The following is a 17,685-nucleotide window of genomic DNA, read 5'->3' on the forward strand; positions in this document are numbered from 1 at the left end:
GGAAACGGAAAGTTTAAACAGCTTCTATTATAAAGTTAATTAAAAATAAAATTTCGTGGTAATGAAACAAGAGGTATGAAGTGATTTTATCTGTTGAACAAAGTTATTAATCATGTAATCATTATATTGTTTAGCATACAAATGTCTAATGCTAAAAAAACAGGATAAAAAAAATCTTAAGCTTGTTACTTTCGTGCTTTGTTTTGTTTAAATATTGTGCAATACTATATTTAAGTAGTGTTATTGTCATTAATGGATAGAATTATTTAAATAATGGACTATTTTTCGAGTTATGTATTAACAATTGATAATAAATGGCAAGTTTATTGCTAATAAATAAGAAAAATATAATTCAAATTTGAATTAACAAGTTATTGTTATAAGTTTGTTATTATCATTTACTTTAGGTTTTATTTAATTCTTTCAAGTGAAGATCAATTTAGCTATTTACTTATGAAGTAAATAGTGATATCTATAAATTCAAATAGGTTTTTAGCAAGAAGAGTTATGCTCTTTAAACTCGAAACCATATTTTGGTGTGTTAGTGATACATTTTAGCGAACCTTACTAAGGTTCGCTAAATTTTTTTAGCCCAATGCTACTTTTTTCCCTCATATTTTTCTGACTTTCTTTTGCCTTTCGTAATTATTTTAATCCTTTTGTATAAATCAAAAAATATTTTACTATAGTACCTTGCATGACATAGTACCTTTTTATATCTTTGTTTAAGCTTTGATTCATAAGCTTTATACATTGAGTAATGAAACAACAGATAGTAAGCCATTTATTCAACATAAAAAGCCAGCATCAGCGTATACAACCAATAGCTTATCATTCAGGGTTGAACACTTTGAGACCAACAATATAAACAGAATATATACATATGGATTTAGAAAATGCCAAAGTGCAGATGCGGAAAGGAATTTTAGAATTTTGTATCCTGCACATCATTTCCAGAGGAGAAGTTTACGCCTCTGATATGCTTGAGGAGCTAACTTCTGCCAAAATAATGGTTGTGGAAGGAACGCTCTATCCTTTGCTTACACGGTTAAAAAACTCGGGATTGTTGGATTACAAATGGGTAGAGTCGGTATCAGGGCCTCCAAGAAAGTATTATATCCTGACAGAAACCGGAAAAACATTTCTTGTTCAGTTCGGTGACACTTGGAGCGAATTACAAGCATCTGTCAACCAAATAATTCATGATTCTTTTCATCACCATAACAAAGAATCAGAGCAGGAAGGGGTTTAAGAAGATAGTCTAAACACCAACCAGACAAAACTAATAATAGCATTTGGGTATTAACTCATATATTCATTCAAACATGAAAAAGACCATATCAATCAATATTGCAGGCATAGTTTTTCATATCGAAGAAGACGGCTTCGAGCGATTAAATGCCTATCTGAAATCTATTCAGAAATATTTTGCTTCTTATGAAGGTTCAAAAGAAATTGTTGCAGACATTGAAGCCAGAATTGCTGAAAAATTTTGGACTAAACATAAAAGTGAAGATTCACAAGTAATTACCATTGAAGACGTAGATGGCTTAATAGCCTCAATGGGTTCAGTGTCAGATTTCGCCGCCATCGAAGAAGATGAAGACTTTGCTGTAGGTGGGCAGAAAAAAGAAGAGCCTAAAGAAGAGAAAAAACAAGAGGAATATCAAGAGCGTAAAGCACATACGTATGAAAATAGTAGGTTTGCATCACATGATAGAAAACTCTACAGAGATGTCAAAAGAAAACTATTAGGTGGAGTTTGTGCAGGACTTGCTCATAATTTAGGCTTTGACCCACTTTGGATTCGCCTAACTTTTTTATTTTTCTTACTAGGCATAGGCCCGATTACAGCAGGAATATTAAGCGGCGTAACATTCGTGTTATACATCGCTTGTTGGATTGCTTTTCCTGCGAATGCAGCATTGGAAGAAGACGATAGAATCCGTAAGTTTTACCTTAACCCAGACGGCAAAGTAATGGGGGGCGTAGTAAGCGGTATAGCCTCTTATACAGGTTGGGATTTAGGTATGCTTCGTTTTGTATTTGTACTTAGTATTTTCCTTTTTGGTTCGGGCGTTGTATTATATTTAATCCTGTGGGCGATAGCACCAGAAGCTAAGTCTTTGACAGATAAAATGCAAATGTCGGGCGAACCTATTACGCTTGAAAACATCGAATCAAACATCAAAAGAACGTTGCATTCAGAAGGTAAACCTGAGGATACACTCACTAGAATCTTGTTATTACCTTTCCGTGTTATTTCGCAAGTATTCAAAGCATTGGGCCCATTCACCGTATTTTTAGCATCCATTGCTAGAATCTTTGTGGGAGGGATGATGACTTTCTCGGGAGTAATCTTTATCATAGCACTTTTCTTTTCGCTTTTTGTAGGCTTAACAGCGTTGGAAAATGCTAACGTATATATTGGTGACCATTTGCCTGTAGGTTTGATTGCCCGTGATGCTTCTCCATTATTATTTTTAGGTGGTTTCCTAACATTGGCAGTTCCTGCATTTGTAGTGGCTTGTGCTGGTATTTCATTGGTCATTCGCCGAAACCTTTTCAATGCAATCATTTGGCAAAGCTTATTAGGGGTGTTTTTGATTGGTTTGCTTAGTACAATGTACACGGGCGTAAAATATGCTAAAAACTTTGCAAAAACAGCCTCTATTGAAGAAAACGTAACGTTTAACTTCAATCAGAAAACACCTATTTTTGATATCAATTATACAGGGTTGGATCAAGACTGGGAGCCTTCTGTTGAGCTAATTGGCTATGATGGTACTGATATTAAAATTGAGAAAATTTTCAGAGCAGATGGTGCTGACAAAAAAGATGCAGAAATCAATGCAATGTCTGTTATGTATAATATCGTTCAGAAAGACTCTGTTTTGAAATTTGATGACAGATTTGAATTCAAAGATGATGCTCATTTCCGTGACCAAAGAATCAGAATGAAAGTATATATTCCTTATGGAAAAACGTTCTCGATGACTCGTGGCTTTGCAAGTTTTGTAGATAACAATTTTGATGGTGGATATTTTGACGAAAGTGCAGGAGATTTATTCAAAGGCTCAATCTGGAAGTTTACCAAAGACGGAGACCTTACTTGCGAGAACCGTTTTCCAAAAAGAAATTCAGACCATAATTCAGATGATGAGCAATATGGTTTCCCTGATGGCGTATCTATTCAGACTTTGCCACTAAAAGATTTTGAAAACATAAGAGTCAACCTGTCTGGTATATCGAATGTATTGGTAAATCAAGCAGACGAGTTTAGTGTGGAAGTAAGTAGCGCTGGGGAAAATGCCCTTGAAAAATTGAAATATACGGTGTCTGACGGTACATTGATTATTGAAGCCAAAGACGGACAAAAGCCAAGTGATATTTATGATATTCATATTAGTATGCCAAGATTAAAAGGCTTTGCTATTAAAGGTGGTGTGGGAACTAGTAAAATAAAGAATTTTGACGGAGAAGAACTTTTGGTTGACCTTGCCAATGGCGTTAAACTAAAGGTTAGCGGGAATTACAACAAATTGAAAGCTAAACTAGACAATGAATCAAAATTAGAATCATTCGATTTGGATGTTGTCAGTGCCACTTTAGAAGTAAAAGGAACAGCTTCGGCAGAAATCAATGTTCGTGAAAAACTAGATGCCAAAACTGTAGGCTTCGGTTCTATTCGTTATCGTGGCGAACCTTCAGTGAATCGTTCAGTACAAGAGGGCGGTTCTATTGAAAAAGAACAAGACTAATAATGAAGCTGTTTAAACTTTCCCTTACGGGTTAAACTAAGTCTTTTAGCATAGCTTGTTCCAAAATTTACTCAACGTAGCGATGCTATGCTTCTCAAATTTTGAAAAAATCAATTCAAAAATACAATACTTTCACCTCAGAAACTGAAAGTTTAAACAGCTTCAATAACAATTTTATCATAATACTAAACCTTTTATAAAAAAAAGAGCAAGTGTGCAACCTTTGTCGCATACATTGCATCTTAATAAAAAATAAAAACAACAAAGACATGAATACTAAAACCTACTTTCGTAACAGTTTATTATTGAGTTTTTTATTAGGAATTGCTAACGTAATGTTTGCTCAAAATACCAAAGAGTTTTCTTTGAAAGGTTTTGATAAATTAGATATGTCAAGTGCTTTTATCATTGATGTAAAGTATGGCAATGCCTACAAAGTATTAGTGGATGCTGAACGTACTGAAGACATTGAAGATTTGGAAGTTAAGGTAAGTGGCACAACGCTTATAGCCAAATACCGTAATTCAAATGGTGGTTGGAAATGGAATAATAGCCGTAAGAAAGTATCCTTCACGATTGTGATGCCCAACCTAAAACAAGTAGATTTCTCGGGTGCTACTAGATCTAAAATCTCTGGTTTCGATGATTTAGAAGATATTACATTGAAATTTTCAGGCGCCGCCACTACTGAAATTAATATCAATGCCGACAAAGTAAATTTAGATTGCTCTGGAGCATCTAGGGTAAAATTAAACGGTAAAACCTCTAAGCTTAACTTTGACCTTTCTGGTGCAAGTAATGTAGATTCATACAACTTTGTAGCAAGAGATGTAGATGCTGAAGTTTCTGGTGCGAGTTCTGCTAGAGTAAACGCTAGTAAAACATTGAATGTAGAAGCAAGTGGCGCTTCATCTGTAAGATACAAAGGACAGCCATCAGTAAGATCTGATGTGTCTGGTGCTTCATCTGTAAAGAGTGGAGAGTAAAGATAGCATGAATAAATGCTAAATGCATAAACCCCGCAAGTGTTGCAGAACTCTTGCGGGGTTTTGTGTGTTAGAAAGACAGAGAAACTTGTTCTATTAAAAGATGATAAGTATCTATGTAAAATAAATGATGTTGTTGTGTGAATTAAGGTAATGCTGTCAGCATCGCAGTTACGGACTACTCACCACTCACATTTCACAATTATTACTTATATGCAACATTACGACTTGGTTATTATTGGTGGAGGACCTATCGGTTTGGCTTGTGGATTAGAAGCCCAAATAGCTGGATTAAGCTATGTGATTTTAGAAAAAGGATGTCTGGTAAATTCGCTTTACAATTACCCTGCAAACATGACCTTTTTTAGTACTTCGGACAGACTTGAAATTGGCGATGTCCCTTTTGTTTCAAATAATGCTAAACCAACTCGTTCTGAAGCATTAGAATATTATCGCAGGGTAGCTATTCACCGAAAGTTGCATATAAAGCTTTTCGAAGGTGTTGAGCAAATTGACAAGTCGGACGAAAAAGAAGATATTATTTATACCATTAAAACTACTAAAAGCGAATATCAAGCACAGCATATTATTATTGCGACGGGTTTTTATGATATTCCATATTTGATGAATGTTCCTGGTGAAGACTTACCAAAAGTAACACACTATTATGAAGAACCGCATTTTTATGCTTTACAAAATGTAGTAGTAGTTGGTGCCAATAATTCTGCGGTTGATGCAGCCTTAGAAACTTGGCGAAAAGGAGCAAGCGTAACAATGGTTATCAGACAGGACGAAATAGGAAACAGGGTAAAATATTGGGCTAAACCAGATATTGAAAACAGAATCAAGGAAGGTTCAATCAAAGCCTATTTCAACTCAGAGGTAGCCAGTATTCGTCCACATGAAATAGATATCCAAACACCCGAAGGAATTGTTACGATAGAAAACGATTATGTCATTGCGATGACGGGTTATCAACCTAACTTAGATTTTTTACGGAAAATAGGAATTACTTTATCAAATGATGAAATCCTAAAACCTACGTATAATGATGACACACAGGAAACAAATTTACCTAATATATATCTAGCAGGGGTAATTTGCGGAGGGATGAATACGCATTCCTTATTTATTGAAAATTCAAGGATTCATGCGACTAAAATTCTACAGAAGATAACAGGAAAGGTTATTCATAATGCCAACTACTAATGACTGTTTTAATTGCTTTCTCTCGAATACACCTATAAAGAAGGTGAGAAAATAGGTTAAATCAGCAATAAATTTCATACTCATTGCCTAGAAAAGGCATTATTTATCAGCCTTTTCTAGCTTCTTTAAATTGAGTCCATAAAAAATTGTCATTCACCGACACACTTCTGTATTTGGTCGAAAATTGTCTAAATCTAAGAGAAGACCATGCAATTTTTGTGTTCTAAGAGTGTCTAATCGATAAATTTTGTGGGTTTTCCACTTATCTGAAATTCAATCCATTTGTACTTTTTTAATTCTTACAACAAATTATTTACTCCAACTTTGCTTCTGATTAAAGAAAAGAGCGAACATTTTAAAAATATATTTATGAAAAAAATATTATTATCCTTAACGTTATTTAGCCTTATATGCACCAACCTTTTTGCTCAGTTTCCAGTAGGAGGAATGGGCGGAATGGGTGGCGGACGTCCCAAAGAAGCTACTGCTATTCCGGGAACGGCTCAAGCTGCGCCAAAAGGGTCAGCAAAAATTACTGGTTATATAATCGACTCATCGGCTACTAAAGCTGTTGAATTTGCGAGTGTGGCATTATTAGCGAAAGCAACTAATAAACCTGTTGACGGGACAGTTTGTGATGAAAAAGGTAAATTTACGTTAGCAAAAGTAGCTACTGGCGATTACGTATTGGCTATTTCATTTTTGGGTTATCACTCAAAAAGAATTGATGTGAAAATTGTGAACAAAAACGATGACATCGATTTAGGTGTGATTAAATTAAGCCAAACAAGTCAGGTTTTACAAGAAGTAACCGTAGAAGGTCAGCGTTCTTTGATTGAAGACAAAGTTGACAGAATGGTTTACAATGCTGAAAAAGATGCAACCAACAAAGGTGGTGATGCAACAGATGTATTAAGAAAAGTACCTTCGTTATCAGTAGATTTGGATGGTAACGTTACGCTTCGTGGTAGCCAAAACGTAAAAGTGTTGATTAATAATAAACCTTCAACGATTGTAGCTAGTAGTATTGCAGATGCCTTGAAACAGATTCCATCAGACATGATTAAGTCGGTTGAAGTAATTACTTCGCCTTCTGCTAAGTACGATGCTGAAGGGTCATCAGGGATTATCAACATCATTACAAAAAAGAATACACTACAAGGTTTAACCCTAAACTTGGATAGCAGTGTAGGTATTCGTGGTGCTAACATGTCATTGAACGGAAACTATAGAAAAGGAAACATGGGTTTCTCTTTAGGTGGTTTTGGCCGTTCTAACTATAATGTAAATGGTGAGTTTGTTAATACACAGCTAGCTAAATCTGATGGAACAATTACGAAACAAAGTGCATCAACTAGAAATGATGGTTTGTTTGGTTCTTATCAATTTGGATGGGACTGGGATATTAATAAGTCTAACTCAATCACTGCTTCTGCTCGTTATGGTGCAAGAAATCAGAATACTTTTCAAGATGCATTATCTACAAACATTATCAGAACAAACGGAAGTAATACAACAACAGTACGTGATGTAGAAACGAAAGATAATTCTGGAACGATAGATTTAAACGTTGACTATACGCATACGTTCAAAAAGCCTCAGCAAGAGTTAAGTTTGTCAGCACAGTATAGTCGTAATGATCGTAAAAATAATTTCACGAACATTATTTATGGTTTATCTGACTCTTTAGTGCAATTAGGTAGAAACCGTATTTCGAATATCAACCCAAGTTATAACCAAGAAACTACACTTCAAGCAGATTATCAATCACCAATTGGTAAAACACAAATGATTGAATTTGGTGGAAAAGGAATTTTCAGAAAAGTAAATAGTACGTTTACTCAAGTTGGAAATAATGGAGCATTAGATTACGACCAAAACATTGCAGCATCTTATTTTTCTTATACCTTAACAACTAAGCAAAAATATAGCTTCAAAGGTGGTGTACGTTATGAACATACTGACATCAATGCGATTCAAACAACGGAAGGTGGAGCAAAGAATAATATTGATATTCCAAGCTACGGAACATTGGTACCAAGTTTCAACGTATCAAAAAGCTTGAAAGGGGGAACTACTTTGAAATTGGCTTATAACCGTCGTATTCAAAGACCATCATTACAGTTCTTAAACCCGAATCGTAATGCTTCAAACCCTTCAAACGTTACAGAAGGTAATCCAAACTTATCGCCTGAATTCACCAACAACTATGAATTTACGATAAATACATTCTTTAAAAATACGTTCTTGACAACAGCATTGTTTATGCGTAATACTACAGGTTCTATCCAAAGTATTCGTACAAATGAAGTAGATGCCCAAGGCAGACCATTCCTTTTAACTTCTTACCGTAACATTGGTAATGAAGATGCTTATGGAATGAACTTGTTTGGAAGTGTGAATATCTCTAACAAATTCCAATTAGGCGGAGGAACAGATATTTATTATGCTGTTTTGAATAACAACAACCCTGACCCACTTTTGAATGCTAAAAACCAAGGATGGGTAGCAAGCTTTAGAATGTTTGGTAGTTATAACCTTTCTAAAGGCTGGGGCTTTCAGGCGTTCTCATTCTATCGTGGTAATCAAGTACAATTACAAGGTAGCCAAGGAGGTTTCGGAATTTACAGTTTAAGTATTAAGAAAGACTTGGCAAACAAAAAAGGAAGTATCGGTTTTGGAGCTGAAAACTTCTTTACACCTAATGGTTTCAAGATTAATAATAACATAGAATCTTCGACGATTTCTCAGCAAAGTACTACTACTTTACGTAACATGAACTTTAAAATTAACTTCAGTTACCGTATTGGTAAGATGTCTTTTGATGCACCTAAAAAGAGAAAGAAATCTGTTAATAACGATGACTTGAAAGATGGTGGCGACGGTGGCGGAAACGGCGGTGGTCAGCAACAACAAGCAGCTCCAGCAACTACTGGTGGCGGTGGTGGTCGTCCAAGATAATCATAACATTTCCTACGAAAAAAAGCGACTTTGAGCAATCAGAGTCGCTTTTTTTATGCTGATTACTTTATAAGTCAACCTATTCTTTGATTTTTTTACGGAATTCACGAGGTGAAATACCCATTACTGTCGTAAATATTCTACTAAAATGGTAAGGGTCATTATAGCCAATTGTGTAAGCAATTTCCTTTACTCTTAACTTGCTGTGTTCTAATAAGCTACACGCTTGCTGTACTTTGAGAAAAGTGAAAAAGTTGATTGGAGAACTCTGTACTTTCTGTCGAAAAACTGCTGAGAAATGCGAAGCAGACATCCCCGCTACATCTGCCAGTTGTTCCAACGTGAGTGTTTCAGTCAGGTGTTTTTTCATATAAGCAATTACCTTACTGATAGGGTCAGTTTCTGTAGTATGCTGAGGGTTGGGGTTAAAAACAGAAGCTTTGAAAGTAGTTAGGAAATGGGAGAATTGAGCGTTTGCATAAACGATGTTATCATCATTGAATGACATTTCGATGTGCGAAATAATGTCATCAAATATCACTAAACGCTGATTGTTGGGAAGCAATGCTACAGGCGAATAATTTTTAGTGTTTTCAAATAAGAAGTTTATGTAATGTGCGGATAGCGTACCAACGAAATGTACCCAGTAGATTGTCCATGGATTATTAATATTGGCACCATAACTATGCGGAAGATTTGCAGGAATAATAAAAAAGTGGTCTTGATTGACAAGATACTTTTGGTTATCTATCATATACCAGCCTTCGCCCTCTAAACAATATATTAGAATATGCTGTCCACAACCATTCTTACGTTCGCAAGCATGGTTATTAGCTTTGAGATAATACCCAATGTCAGTAATATATAATGTTTCGACTAATGGGTGCTTAATGACTCTTGACAATAATTCATGGGGCATAATGTATGTACGTTGTCCTAAAAAGCCTTCTTCTCTTGTAGCCATTGAAGTATATATATAATAATATTATCTATGTTTTTCATAAAAAGAGTCATGTAAATGTAGCCTTTAAACAGGTAAGTTTGCAATTCAATAGTAGATTATTTCAAAATATCAATCGTAATTAAGGAAAGGATACGCTGTACATACTGTTTTTGTTTTTCTTTTTTTTCGTCAACATAAAGGATATTTTCCAGTACATTATCCATCTTTATAGGGCAAGCCTATAATCTACCATTGATTTAAAATAATAGTTTACAATTAAACGGGAAAAAACTCATTCAAAAGTATTTAGCACATACATAGGGTTTTTGACTGTGAACTGTTTTGATAAGTAAGGGTCACTTCATTGTAAGATTCGTAAAAATATGAATATTAGTAAATTAATCTTTATTGGTTCTATTGTCATTATTGGGGGATATTCGCTGTATTCACTGAATAAGAAAGGCAATGAGGTAGATTATAGCACACAAGTAAAACCCATTTTGAACAAGCATTGTATTGCTTGCCACGGAGGTGTAAAAAAGCAAGGAGGATTCAGTTTGCTATTTAGAGAAGAGGCTTTGGGCAAAACCGAATCAGGCAAACCTGCTATTATTCCGGGCGATGCCGAGCATTCAGAGTTTATTATCAGACTTACCCATAAAGACCCCGAAGAAAGGATGCCTTTGAAAAAAGAGCCTTTGAAGAAAGAAGAGATAGAGATATTAACAAAGTGGGTGAATCAAGGAGCAAATTGGGGCGAACATTGGGCTTTTGTAAAACCAACAATGCCTGCTGTGCCGAACAAAGGCTTTTTTGCTGGATTCTTTAGTTTGTTTGGAGATAAATGGGAGAAGAATGATATTGACTATTTTGTAAAAGATAAATTGGAGCAAGAAGGTTTAAAGCCTTCAACTAAAGCGGAAAAATCGATATTGTTAAGAAGACTTTGTCTGGATTTAACAGGCTTACCACCTACCGAAAAACAAATAGGGGCATTTATGAAGGATGATAGCGATAATGCCTATGAGAAAATGGTAGATAGTTTGCTGGCATCCTCACAATTTGGTGAACGATGGGCAGGAATGTGGCTGGATATGGCTAGGTATTCAGATACAAAAGGCTATGAAAAAGATGAAGGTAGGAATATCTGGCAATACAGAGATTACGTCATCAAGGCATTTAACCAAGATATGCCTTATACTCAGTTTATTAAAGAACAATTGGCGGGTGATTTATTGAAAAACCCAAGCGAACAGCAATATATCGCTACGGCCTTTCATCGTAATACGGTTAATAACGATGAGGGCGGTACGGACGACGAAGAGTTTAGAAATGCTACGATGGTGGATAGAGTAAACACTACTTGGGAGGTATTTCAGTCTACGACCTTTGCTTGTGTACAATGCCACTCGCATCCGTATGACCCTATTCGTCATGAAGACTATTATAAATCAATGGCGTTTTTCTACAATACTCGTGATGAAGATGTACCAGACGATTCTCCTTATCTCAGACAATTTAATAAACCAGAAGACCAACAGCGATTAACTCAATTACAAACGTGGTTGAAAACTAATTTCAGTAGTCAGCAAGAAAAAGAAATCACGCAATATTTGACTTTTCTAGAACCTAAAATTCATCCGCATGCGGGCGACCAATTTATTAATGGAGCATTGGCTGATAATAAATATTTAGGCATAAGAAATGGCGGTTCGGTAAGGTTTAAGTCTTTGCCTGTGGAGGGTAAAAGACAGCTTTTGGTAGCGTATGGAAACAAAACAGGAAGCCCAACTTTGATGGAAATTCGCTTAGGCTCACTGACAGGGAAAGTACTCACGACGATAAAATTAGACACTACGCAAAAAGGAGGGTGGACTAACTCATGGGACTATCAATTATACGATTTACCCAAAATGAGCGGGCGACAGGATTGGTACTTGACTTTCAAGAATGCAAAAGTCAAACCAGACCAAAGTACTTGTGTGATTGGAAGTTTTACCTTATTGCCTGAATTTCCGGGTAAAGGAAAACCAGAGTACAATGAAAAAAAACAATCCTTTTTGGAATTAGTAAGGGCAAATACTGAAAATACGCCCGTTATGCTTGATAATCCTCTTGAATATGCCCGACAAACGAATGTTTGGGAGCGAGGAAACTGGTTAGCAAAAACGAAAGTAGTACAACCAGATATTCCTGAAGCCTTGGGAAGATTACCGAAAGGAGCACCTAAAAATCGTTTAGGTTTAGCCATGTGGCTAGGGAGTAATGAAAATCCATTGACTGCCAGAGTGGCGGTGAATCGTTTTTGGGAGCAACTTTTTGGAACGGGCTTGGTAGAAACCCTAGAGGATTTTGGTACACAAGGATTTACGCCTACCAATGCAGGATTATTAGATTTTCTAGCGATAAAATTTATGGATGAATATCAATGGAAACCTAAAAAGCTGTTGAAGGAAATCGTCATGTCGGCAACATATCAGCAAGATTCAAAAGCTAATGATGATTTATTAGAAAAAGACCCGATGAATCGTTTGTTGGCTCGTGGGCCAAGAGTACGTTTGTCGGCCGAACAAATCAGAGACCAAGCATTGTTGGTAAGTGGTTTATTGAGCTACAAAATGTATGGTAAAAGCGTAATGCCCTATCAGCCAGATGGCATTTGGAATACGCCCTATAGTAGTATGGCTTGGAAACTAAGTGATAAGGAAGATAAATATCGACGGGCTTTATACACTTATTGGCGTCGTTCAACGCCTTATCCATCCATGATAACTTTTGATGGAGCAAACCGTGATATTTGTTTGGCTAGGAGAATCCGAACCAATACACCTTTGCAGGCACTCGTTACCTTAAATGACCCTGTTTATTTAGAATGTGCTAAAAGCTTAGCCAAGAAGATGGAAGCAAGCGGGGGAACAATTGATGAGCAAATCACGAAAACTTATCGATTAACGATGTGTAAAAACATTACAGATAAGAAATTAGCCATCTTGAAAAAGCTTTATACTAACACACTAATAACGTATCAGAAAAGTAAAAATGAGGCAGCGTTGTTATTGAATATTTGTCCAGATGATAATATCAAACCCAAAAATATTCCTGACTTAGCCGCCAAGACTTTAGTAGCAAGCACCTTGCTGAATTTGGATGAGTTTATTATGAAAGAATGATTGATGAGTGAGGAGTTTGGAATTTCGAGTGAGGAGTTTATTTATCACTGAAAATCAGCGGAAAAAATCTCTGAAATCTGCGGGTAAAAAAGACTCCTTTGGCCAATTAATATAAAGCTTATAGCAATTATGAAAAACTTACAAGAAGAACTTCTTTTTGAAACGCTTCGTCACGAAACACGTAGGCATTTCCTAAAACAATGCACTACAGGTTTAGGAATGATGGCGATGGGTTCTTTGCTACAGAGTTGTGGAGGCAATCAGCCTTCGGCTATGACGAATGTTGCTAATCCTCTATCGCCTAAAATGCCTCATTTTGCAGGGAAAGCTAAGTCTGTTATTTACTTACACATGGCGGGTGCTCCTTCGCAATTAGAGTTATTCGACTATAAGCCCGAACTAATGAAATTAGATGGACAGCTTTGTCCTCAATCATTTTTAGAAGGTAAAAAATTTGCTTTTATTCGTGGTGTACCTCAGATGATGGGGCCACAGGCGAATTTCCAACAAGTGGGACAAAGTGGAGCATGGATGTCGGATAAAATGCCACATTTGCAAACCGTGGCAGATGATATTTCTTTCTTGAAAGCCATGTACACCGACCAGTTTAATCATGCACCTGCACAGTTGCTTTTACATACAGGCTCGGCACGTTTAGGGCGACCAAGTACTGGTACATGGGCAACGTATGGATTAGGTTCTGAAAACCAGAATTTGCCGGGCTATATGGTGTTAACATCAGGAGGGAAAAATCCTGATGGTGGAAAAGCCTTATGGGGGAGTGGCTTTTTGCCTTCTGTTTATCAGGGGGTACAATGTAGAAATCAAGGGGAACCAGTTTTGTATATTTCTGACCCATCAGGCATAAATAGAGACATCCGAAAAAATACGATTGATGCTATCACTGAAATCAATAAGGAGTCATATCAAGAATTTAATGACCCTGAGACCTTAGCTAGAATTTCGCAATATGAAATGGCTTTTAAGATGCAAACAACAGTACCTGAGGTAATGGATATTTCCAAAGAACCTGCCTATATTCATGAAATGTATGGTACTGAAATGGGAAAAGAATCCTTTGCTAACAACTGTTTATTAGCCAGAAAATTAGTAGAACAAGGAGTAAGGTTTGTACAATTATTTGATTGGGGATGGGATTCGCACGGGGGAGCTTCTGAAAGCAGTGATGTCGTGAATGGCTTAACCAATAAATGTGCTACCGTCGATAAAGCCATTACGGCACTGATGCAAGATTTAAAGCAACGGGGATTATTAGATGAAACCTTGATTGTGTGGGGTGCCGAATTTGGTAGAACACCCATGCAAGAGAACCGCGAGGGCAAAGCCGCTGCTTTTAAAGGCAGAGACCACCATACTGAAGCCTTTACGGTTTGGATGGCAGGCGGAGGTATCAAAGGAGGATATTCTCATGGCGAAACCGACCCGCTTGGATATGTAGGCACGAAGGATAGAACTTCCGTTTTTGACTTGCAAGCGACCATTATGCATTGCTTAGGTTTCAATCATGAAGAATTCACTTATCCTTTTCAAGGAAGAAACTTTAGATTGACCGATACGGCAGGAAAAGTGATTAAGCCTGTGCTGTCCTGATTAAACAGGATAGCATGAATAGAGTATAATTGTGCAGTTGTATCTTACTCCTTTAAATCAAATATTTTAAACTATTATGAAAAAGATACAAATAGCCTTATTGGCTTTATTAACAAGCTTGTCAACATTTGCCCAAACGGGTTATACGCCAAGTCCCGAAAATATTAAAGCACGTGAAGAATTTGAAAAAGCACGCTTTGGGATGTTTATTCACTGGGGTTTATCTAGTGTTTTGGGTGATGGAGAGTGGGTAATGCAAATCAAAAACATTCCTGTAAAAGATTATTCTAGACTCCAAAAAACATTCAATCCTGTTGATTTTAATGCCAAAACATGGGTAGATATTGCCAAAGGTGCAGGGATGAAATATATTACCTTGATTACTCGCCACCATGATGGCTTTAGTAATTTCGATACAAAGCAGTCGAGCTGGAATATTATGAATACGCCTTATAAGCGTGATATTGTCAAGGAATTAGCAGACGAATGCCATAAGCAAGGTATTAAAATATGTTTTTATTATTCTTTGTTAGACTGGTATCGTGATGATTATCCTTATGAAACAGGAAAAACTGGAAAAGGAACAGGTCGTACTAAAAAGAGTAATTATGCCAGTTATTTGGCTTTTATGAAAAGTCAATTGACAGAGTTATTAACAAAGTATGGTGAAGTATCGGCCATCTGGTTTGATGGACACTGGGACCAGCTAGATAACGACCACGACAAAACCTTGCAATCAAAAATTGACTGGAAATACGATGAGATTTATGGCTTGATTCATAAACTTCAACCACAATGTTTGATTGGGAATAATCACCATTTGAGCCCATTACCAGGAGAAGACTTCCAAATGTTTGAACGTGACTTACCAGGAGAAAACAAAGGAGGATTGAGCGGACAAGATATTTCAGCATTGCCACTTGAAACATGCGAAACCTTGAATGGCGCGTGGGGATATAATATCAAAGATGACAATTATAAAACGCCTAAGCAATTGGTAGATTACTTGGTGCGTGCTGCTGGTTATGGAGCTAACTTTTTATTAAATGTTGGGCCAATGCCGAATGGGGAAATCCAACCTGAATTTGTAGAACGTTTGGCAAAAGTAGGAGAGTGGACTAAAGTGTATGGAGAAACCATTTATGGTTCTAAAGGAGGATTTATTCGTCCGCAGGAATGGGGCGCTGTTACCGAAAAAGGGAACAAAATCTATCTTCATTTATTGAAATACAAAGACGATAAATTTATGTTGAAAGTTCCGCAGGCTTTCAAAAGTGCTAAGTTGTTTAAAAATGGAACTCCTATAAAGTATCAGAAATTAGATAATAACTATTTTGTATTTGATATTGCATCTTTAGATAAAAGCGAGTTAGATAACGTCATTGAATTAGAAAAATAACATGAAAATAGAAAAGACAATTCCTTTGTTGAGAATCTTTGATGTTGATAAAGCACGAGAATTCTATATTGATTGGCTCGGTTTTCAAGAAGACTGGGTACATCAGTTTGAAGAAAATACGCCTTATTATATCCAGATTTCAAGAGGGGAATTGACTTTTCATCTTACTGAACATTACGGTGACTGTACCCCCGGAGGAAAAGTTTTTATTGACTGTTCTGATTTAGAAAGTTTCTTCAACGAATTACAAACCAGACCTTATAAATATTATCGCCCATCCATAGAGGAAGCTTTTTGGGGGGCAAACATCATGAGTTTAACAGACCCTTTTGGAAACCGATTACTATTTAACGAATATAAAAAAGCATAATCAATGAACGAGCATCAATCAAGACGAAACTTTCTTAAAACCAGTAGCTTAGCAGTGGGTTCTGGCTTAATAGCAAATTCAGTTTCAGCGAATAAGATTCAAAAGAACATGGAAAACGTTGTGATTGGACACAATTCACACAAGTACAAAGTAGTAGCAGGTTGGGGCGTATTGGATGCAGATAAAAACCCTGTGAACGATTGTCATGAAATGGTGGAAGATGCCAAAGGACGTTTGATTATGTGTACCAATGAAACTAAAAATAATATCTTGATTTATGATAAATCAGGAAAGCTATTAGATGCTTGGGGAACTACCTATCCGGGTGCACATGGTTTAACGATTGCTAATGAAGGCAGAGAACAGTTTTTGTTTATTTGCGATAATGCTCGTCACCAAGTAATTAAAACGGATTTGAAAGGGCGTGAAGTAATGAAGCTAGAATATCCCAAAGAAACAGGTGTTTATGAATCACCCAATCGTTTTGTACCTACCGAAACGGCTATTAACCCTGCCAATGGAGATATTTATGTAGCGGATGGGTACGGCTCGCAATACATTACTCAGTATGACATTAAAGGACGATATATTCGCCATTTTGGTGGGTATTCTAAGGAATATACTGACGAGAAATTTGATACCTGCCACGGTATTTTAGTAGATACTCGTGATAAAAAGAATCCTACGTTACTAGTTACCGACCGTGTTCATAACTGTCTGAAACGTTTTACATTAGATGGGAAATTCTTAGCCGTTTATCATCTGCCAGGTACTTTTGTGTGTCGCCCAGTATTACGTGGCGATCATATTTTTGCTGCTGCTTTCAGAAGTACTGATGGGTCTTGGAATAATTCTGGTTACATACAAGTATTGGATAAAGATATGAAAGTAGTGTCAACACCGGGTGGTTCTGAGCCTACTTACAAAGACGGTAAACTACAACGACAATACAAAGACGACCCTAATCAAGTATTTATGCATCCACATGATGTATATGTAGATTCTGATGAAAACGTATATGTACCTCAATGGAATTCTAAAAAAACGTATCCAGTTAAATTAGAAAGAATCGCTTAGGAGTTTTGAGTTTAGAGTGCAGAATGAGGAGTTTTTAACACTATTAAAAAATACTCATGGCATGGCTTTGCTGATTTTTATCAAAGTTGCCAAGTAATTAGAAGTCATGCCATGAGTGCCACAAATTTTTAAAAAAGCTGATAGCTGATTGCTCAAATCTGATTGCTGAAAACTTAAATACTCATGCCATGAGTGGCC

11 protein-coding genes are annotated in these 17,685 nt (G+C 36.5%); 10 read left to right on the forward strand and 1 reads right to left on the reverse strand.

Annotated features, from left to right (window positions below):
* The first annotated feature begins 883 nt into the window (after positions 1–883).
* The 5 genes from VB264_RS10920 (at position 884) to VB264_RS10940 (ending at position 8,917) form a co-directional block, all read left to right on the forward strand.
* Complete coding sequence (locus VB264_RS10920; RefSeq protein ID WP_323249275.1) at positions 884–1,252, forward strand: PadR family transcriptional regulator; 369 nt, start codon at positions 884–886, stop codon at positions 1,250–1,252.
* 73 nt (positions 1,253–1,325) lie between these two features.
* Positions 1,326–3,761 (forward strand): PspC domain-containing protein, encoded by a 2,436-nt coding sequence (locus tag VB264_RS10925; protein WP_323249276.1) that lies wholly within the window; start codon positions 1,326–1,328, stop codon positions 3,759–3,761.
* A gap of 269 nt (positions 3,762–4,030) precedes the next feature.
* Positions 4,031–4,747: a head GIN domain-containing protein gene (locus VB264_RS10930; RefSeq protein WP_323249278.1), complete on the forward strand. Its 717-nt coding sequence runs from the start codon at positions 4,031–4,033 to the stop codon at positions 4,745–4,747.
* A gap of 213 nt (positions 4,748–4,960) precedes the next feature.
* The gene (locus VB264_RS10935) at positions 4,961–5,956 is read left to right on the forward strand and encodes a YpdA family putative bacillithiol disulfide reductase (protein WP_323249280.1); all 996 of its coding nucleotides are present in this window, start codon (positions 4,961–4,963) and stop codon (positions 5,954–5,956) included.
* 369 nt (positions 5,957–6,325) lie between these two features.
* The gene (locus VB264_RS10940; protein ID WP_323249282.1) at positions 6,326–8,917 is read left to right on the forward strand and encodes a TonB-dependent receptor domain-containing protein; all 2,592 of its coding nucleotides are present in this window, start codon (positions 6,326–6,328) and stop codon (positions 8,915–8,917) included.
* Positions 8,918–8,996: 79 nt separating this feature from the next.
* On the opposite strand, the gene VB264_RS10945 is transcribed toward VB264_RS10940, so the two are convergent.
* Positions 8,997–9,881 carry an AraC family transcriptional regulator gene (locus VB264_RS10945; protein ID WP_323249283.1) on the reverse strand — a complete coding sequence of 295 codons (885 nt, stop codon included), beginning with the start codon at positions 9,879–9,881 and terminating at the stop codon, positions 8,997–8,999.
* Positions 9,882–10,243: 362 nt separating this feature from the next.
* Here VB264_RS10945 and VB264_RS10950 point away from each other — a divergent pair, with 362 nt between their 5' ends.
* The 5 genes from VB264_RS10950 (at position 10,244) to VB264_RS10970 (ending at position 17,487) form a co-directional block, all read left to right on the forward strand.
* A complete protein-coding gene (locus tag VB264_RS10950) occupies positions 10,244–13,030 on the forward strand; it encodes a DUF1553 domain-containing protein (protein ID WP_323249285.1) in 2,787 nt (928 codons plus the stop codon).
* 129 nt (positions 13,031–13,159) lie between these two features.
* Complete coding sequence (locus VB264_RS10955) at positions 13,160–14,641, forward strand: DUF1501 domain-containing protein (RefSeq protein ID WP_323249287.1); 1,482 nt, start codon at positions 13,160–13,162, stop codon at positions 14,639–14,641.
* 76 nt (positions 14,642–14,717) lie between these two features.
* Positions 14,718–16,040 carry an alpha-L-fucosidase gene (locus tag VB264_RS10960; RefSeq protein WP_323249289.1) on the forward strand — a complete coding sequence of 441 codons (1,323 nt, stop codon included), beginning with the start codon at positions 14,718–14,720 and terminating at the stop codon, positions 16,038–16,040.
* 1 nt (position 16,041) lies between these two features.
* A complete protein-coding gene (locus VB264_RS10965; protein ID WP_323249291.1) occupies positions 16,042–16,410 on the forward strand; it encodes a glyoxalase superfamily protein in 369 nt (122 codons plus the stop codon).
* 3 nt (positions 16,411–16,413) lie between these two features.
* Positions 16,414–17,487, forward strand: coding sequence for a twin-arginine translocation signal domain-containing protein (locus VB264_RS10970; RefSeq protein WP_323249293.1), 1,074 nt, complete (start codon positions 16,414–16,416; stop codon positions 17,485–17,487).
* Positions 17,488–17,685 lie beyond the last annotated feature (198 nt).

Source organism: Arcicella aquatica, assembly GCF_034928825.1.
Lineage (GTDB): Bacteria > Bacteroidota > Bacteroidia > Cytophagales > Spirosomataceae > Arcicella > Arcicella aquatica.

Excerpts from the sequence above, each read along its gene's own strand:
- VB264_RS10920 (WP_323249275.1), top strand. The coding sequence starts at position 884 with ATGGATTTAGAAAATGCCAAAGTGCAGATGCGGAAAGGAATTTTAGAA.
- VB264_RS10925 (WP_323249276.1), top strand. The coding sequence starts at position 1,326 with ATGAAAAAGACCATATCAATCAATATTGCAGGCATAGTTTTTCATATC.
- VB264_RS10930 (WP_323249278.1), top strand. The coding sequence starts at position 4,031 with ATGAATACTAAAACCTACTTTCGTAACAGTTTATTATTGAGTTTTTTA.
- VB264_RS10935 (WP_323249280.1), top strand. The coding sequence starts at position 4,961 with ATGCAACATTACGACTTGGTTATTATTGGTGGAGGACCTATCGGTTTG.
- VB264_RS10940 (WP_323249282.1), top strand. The coding sequence starts at position 6,326 with ATGAAAAAAATATTATTATCCTTAACGTTATTTAGCCTTATATGCACC.
- VB264_RS10945 (WP_323249283.1), bottom strand. The coding sequence starts at position 9,881 with ATGGCTACAAGAGAAGAAGGCTTTTTAGGACAACGTACATACATTATG.
- VB264_RS10950 (WP_323249285.1), top strand. The coding sequence starts at position 10,244 with ATGAATATTAGTAAATTAATCTTTATTGGTTCTATTGTCATTATTGGG.
- VB264_RS10955 (WP_323249287.1), top strand. The coding sequence starts at position 13,160 with ATGAAAAACTTACAAGAAGAACTTCTTTTTGAAACGCTTCGTCACGAA.
- VB264_RS10960 (WP_323249289.1), top strand. The coding sequence starts at position 14,718 with ATGAAAAAGATACAAATAGCCTTATTGGCTTTATTAACAAGCTTGTCA.
- VB264_RS10965 (WP_323249291.1), top strand. The coding sequence starts at position 16,042 with ATGAAAATAGAAAAGACAATTCCTTTGTTGAGAATCTTTGATGTTGAT.
- VB264_RS10970 (WP_323249293.1), top strand. The coding sequence starts at position 16,414 with ATGAACGAGCATCAATCAAGACGAAACTTTCTTAAAACCAGTAGCTTA.